Annotated in this window: 4 protein-coding genes; all 4 read left to right on the top strand. The window is 41.4% G+C overall.

Annotated features, from left to right (window positions below; genetic code table 11):
- Positions 1-117: 117 nt before the first annotated feature.
- Genes H5185_RS21615 through H5185_RS21600 form a run of 4 tightly spaced genes read left to right on the top strand, consistent with a single transcriptional unit; the run spans position 118 to position 2,933 of the window.
- Positions 118-645 carry a MotA/TolQ/ExbB proton channel family protein gene (locus tag H5185_RS21615; RefSeq protein WP_124016391.1) on the top strand — a complete coding sequence of 176 codons (528 nt, stop codon included), beginning with the start codon at positions 118-120 and terminating at the stop codon, positions 643-645.
- A 13-nt stretch (positions 646-658) separates the two neighbouring features.
- On the top strand, positions 659-1,063 hold the full coding sequence (locus H5185_RS21610) for a biopolymer transporter ExbD (RefSeq protein WP_124016392.1): 405 nt from the start codon (positions 659-661) through the stop codon (positions 1,061-1,063).
- A 1-nt stretch (position 1,064) separates the two neighbouring features.
- The gene (locus tag H5185_RS21605; protein ID WP_124016530.1) at positions 1,065-1,682 is read left to right on the top strand and encodes an energy transducer TonB; all 618 of its coding nucleotides are present in this window, start codon (positions 1,065-1,067) and stop codon (positions 1,680-1,682) included.
- Between the two features lie 3 nt (positions 1,683-1,685).
- Positions 1,686-2,933: a tetratricopeptide repeat protein gene (locus tag H5185_RS21600; RefSeq protein ID WP_124016393.1), complete on the top strand. Its 1,248-nt coding sequence runs from the start codon at positions 1,686-1,688 to the stop codon at positions 2,931-2,933.
- Positions 2,934-3,004: the final 71 nt, after the last annotated feature.

Genomic DNA, 3,004 nt, shown 5'->3' with positions numbered 1-3,004 from the left:
ATTGCATGTAATAACATTAGAGGCAATCGTAGTGGCTCGTAGCAAGTCTATTGTTCAAGTTCTTGAAGAACAAAGTGCTGGTATCATTGCAGAACATGCTGAGAAGAGGGCTGACTAATGATGCTAATCCTGATGGACGTATGGGATTCCGTCAGGGGCTTCATGGCCTCCGGAGGCGATGTCCTCTGGCTGGTTGCAGCTGTGCTATTCCTAATGTGGGTGTTAATGCTTGAGCGTTACTGGTATCTCAACTGGATATCACCAAAACAACATCAAGCCGTTATCGCGTCATGGGAAGCAAGAGAAGAAACGACTTCTTGGCATGCTCACCGTATCCGTGAAGCTTGGTTATCCCAAGCGAAGCAAGATTTGAATGCACGTATGCTGTTAATCAAAACCTTAGTAGCCATTTGTCCAATGATTGGTTTATTAGGTACTGTAACCGGTATGATTTCAGTATTCGATGTGATGGCAGTTCAGGGGACGAGTAATGCTCGTTTAATGGCCGCTGGTATCTCTATGGCCACTATGCCAACTATGGCAGGAATGGTTGCAGCTCTATCGGGTGTATTCTTTAGCACTCGTTTAGACTCAAAAATGAGAATCAGTTTAGAAAAGCTAAAAGACAGCATGCCTCACCACTAGAGAGAGATTGAACATGGCACGTAAGAAGCATTCCAGTATGGAAGAGGAAGCGCAGATTGATATGACCCCGATGCTAGACATCGTGTTTATCATGCTGATCTTCTTCATTGTAACAACATCGTTTGTTAAGCCATCAGGCTTAGACTACAACAAGCCTAAAGCGTCACAGGCTACGTCTAAACCATCGGCAAACATCTTTATTGGCATCAGCAAAACTGGCGTCATTATGATGGAAAACCGTCAGGTTGATATCGAGCGTGTAACTGCAAACGTAGAGCGTATGTTAGCGGAAGCACCAGAAGCAGCTGTATTGATTCAAGCAGACAAAGACGCTTTACATGGTTTAGTCGTTAAAGTGCTTGATAATGTTAAAGCTGCCGGTATTGACAAAATTTCAGTATCAGCGGGGAATGAGTAATATGCTAAGAGCACTCGTATCAATAATCATTGGTGCTGCAGTGACTTTTGGGCTGTTTGCTTTCATGGCTTTCCTAGTCGGCGGTGGCGCACAACGCAACGGCGACTCAGTGGAATCCCCTGTTATTGAAATTACGATGGATAAACAGGATTCGAAGGCACAGAAAAAACCAAGGGTTACACCTAAGCCACCTCCACCACCGGAGCAGCCACCGAAGCCGGATACTACTCCGCCAGATTCATCAACTAATATTGACACTAATATGGCGTTCAATATGGGTGGTATCGAAGCTGGTGGACCAAGTACAGGTTTTAAACTTGGCAATATGATGACCCGTGATGGTGATGCTACCCCTATCGTTCGTATTGAGCCACAGTATCCAATTGCTGCTGCTCGTGATGGTAAAGAAGGTTATGTTCAACTTTCATTTACGATTAACGAACTTGGTGGTGTTGATGATGTTTCTGTCATCCAGGCTGAACCTAAACGTTTATTCGATCGCGAAGCGATTCGCGCATTGAAGAAATGGAAATATAAGCCAAAGATCGTTGATGGCAAGCCATTAAAACAAACCGGTATGACAGTTCAGCTTGACTTCACACTAGAGAAAGGGAGGTAGATAATGCGTAAAGTTACTAGTATCGCTACAGCGTTATTACTTTCAGTCTGTGGAAGTGCACTATTGTCAAACTCTGTAGTGGCTGCTGAAAAGTGTGAAATTGATAAACGTCAATCTCGTGCTGTTGGCGAAAGCGCTGCAAAAAAAGTTCAAAAATCTTTTGAAGCATACACTGAAGGAAATTTAGACCAAGCTATTTCAATTTTGCTTGAGGCTAATGCTAAAAACGATTTCGATAAAGCTTATGTCGATCGTATGTTAGGTAACTTCTATGCCGAAAAAGGCCAGATGAAGACAGCAATCAAATATTTAAAGACTGCTGTTGACGCTGATATTCTTGGTGGTACCGATCATGCTGCAACAATGCGTTTGTATGCTGATTTATTACTCCAGGAAAAAATGTTTAAAGAGGCTATTCCTTACTACTACAAGTGGATGGATTTTACCTGTAAGGCTGATTCGCAAATGTATCGCCGTATTGGTATTGCCTACACTGAGTTAAAAGATTGGAATAAAGTTCTTCAAGTATCTGACAAAGGTTTATCTTTAGCTGAATCGCCTGACAAGGGCCTATATCAGATGAAGTTAACCGCTTACTTTAACCAGAAAAAATACAAAGAAGCCGTAAAAGTATTAGAAACTATGGTGCCTTTGTTCCAAGACGATAAACGTCTCTGGGTACAGTTAGCTCAGTTTTACTTAATGACTGAAGATTATGATAAGTCACTTGCAACATATGATTTAGCCTATAAGAATGGCTTTTTAGAGACAGACAGTAACATTACCCGTTTGTCTCAGTTGTTAGCACAAAAAGGTTCGCCTTACAAAGCTGCTACCATTTTCGAAAAGCATTTAAAGTCTGGTCTTATTGTTGAAAACGAGAAGAGCTTATCAACTCTTGCTGGTTTTTATCATAATGCTAAAGAGCTAAAAGAAGCCGCTTTCTATTATGGAAAAGCCGCTGCCGTTAGTAATAAGGGTGATTTGTATTTAAAACAAGGTCGCATTCTTGCTTTAGATCAAAAGTTCGATGACGCTATTCCTGTGTTTAAAAAAGCACTTGATGCAGGCATCGATAATCCGGGTGAAGCTCAGTTTGAGCTAGCTTTAGCATACTTAAGCCTGAAAAAGTACAAGTCTGCTTATAATCGTGCGGTGCTTGCCGCGAATGATAAGAAGACCGAACGTAGTGCTAAGAGCTATATTTCTTACATCAAAGAAAAAGCTCGGATTCACAACGTAGCGCTTTAATTTAAGCTCGCAAAAAAAGCCCCTTCAAGGGGCTTTTTTATTAGCTATTAAAAAATATTAAATCAATTGGT

Origin of the sequence: Shewanella sp. SG44-6 (genome assembly GCF_014164185.1) — a bacterium.
In the GTDB taxonomy this organism is placed as follows: domain Bacteria; phylum Pseudomonadota; class Gammaproteobacteria; order Enterobacterales; family Shewanellaceae; genus Shewanella; species Shewanella vesiculosa.
Note: the sequence above shows the minus strand (reverse complement) of the source record. Positions and strands in the feature narration are given on the sequence as shown.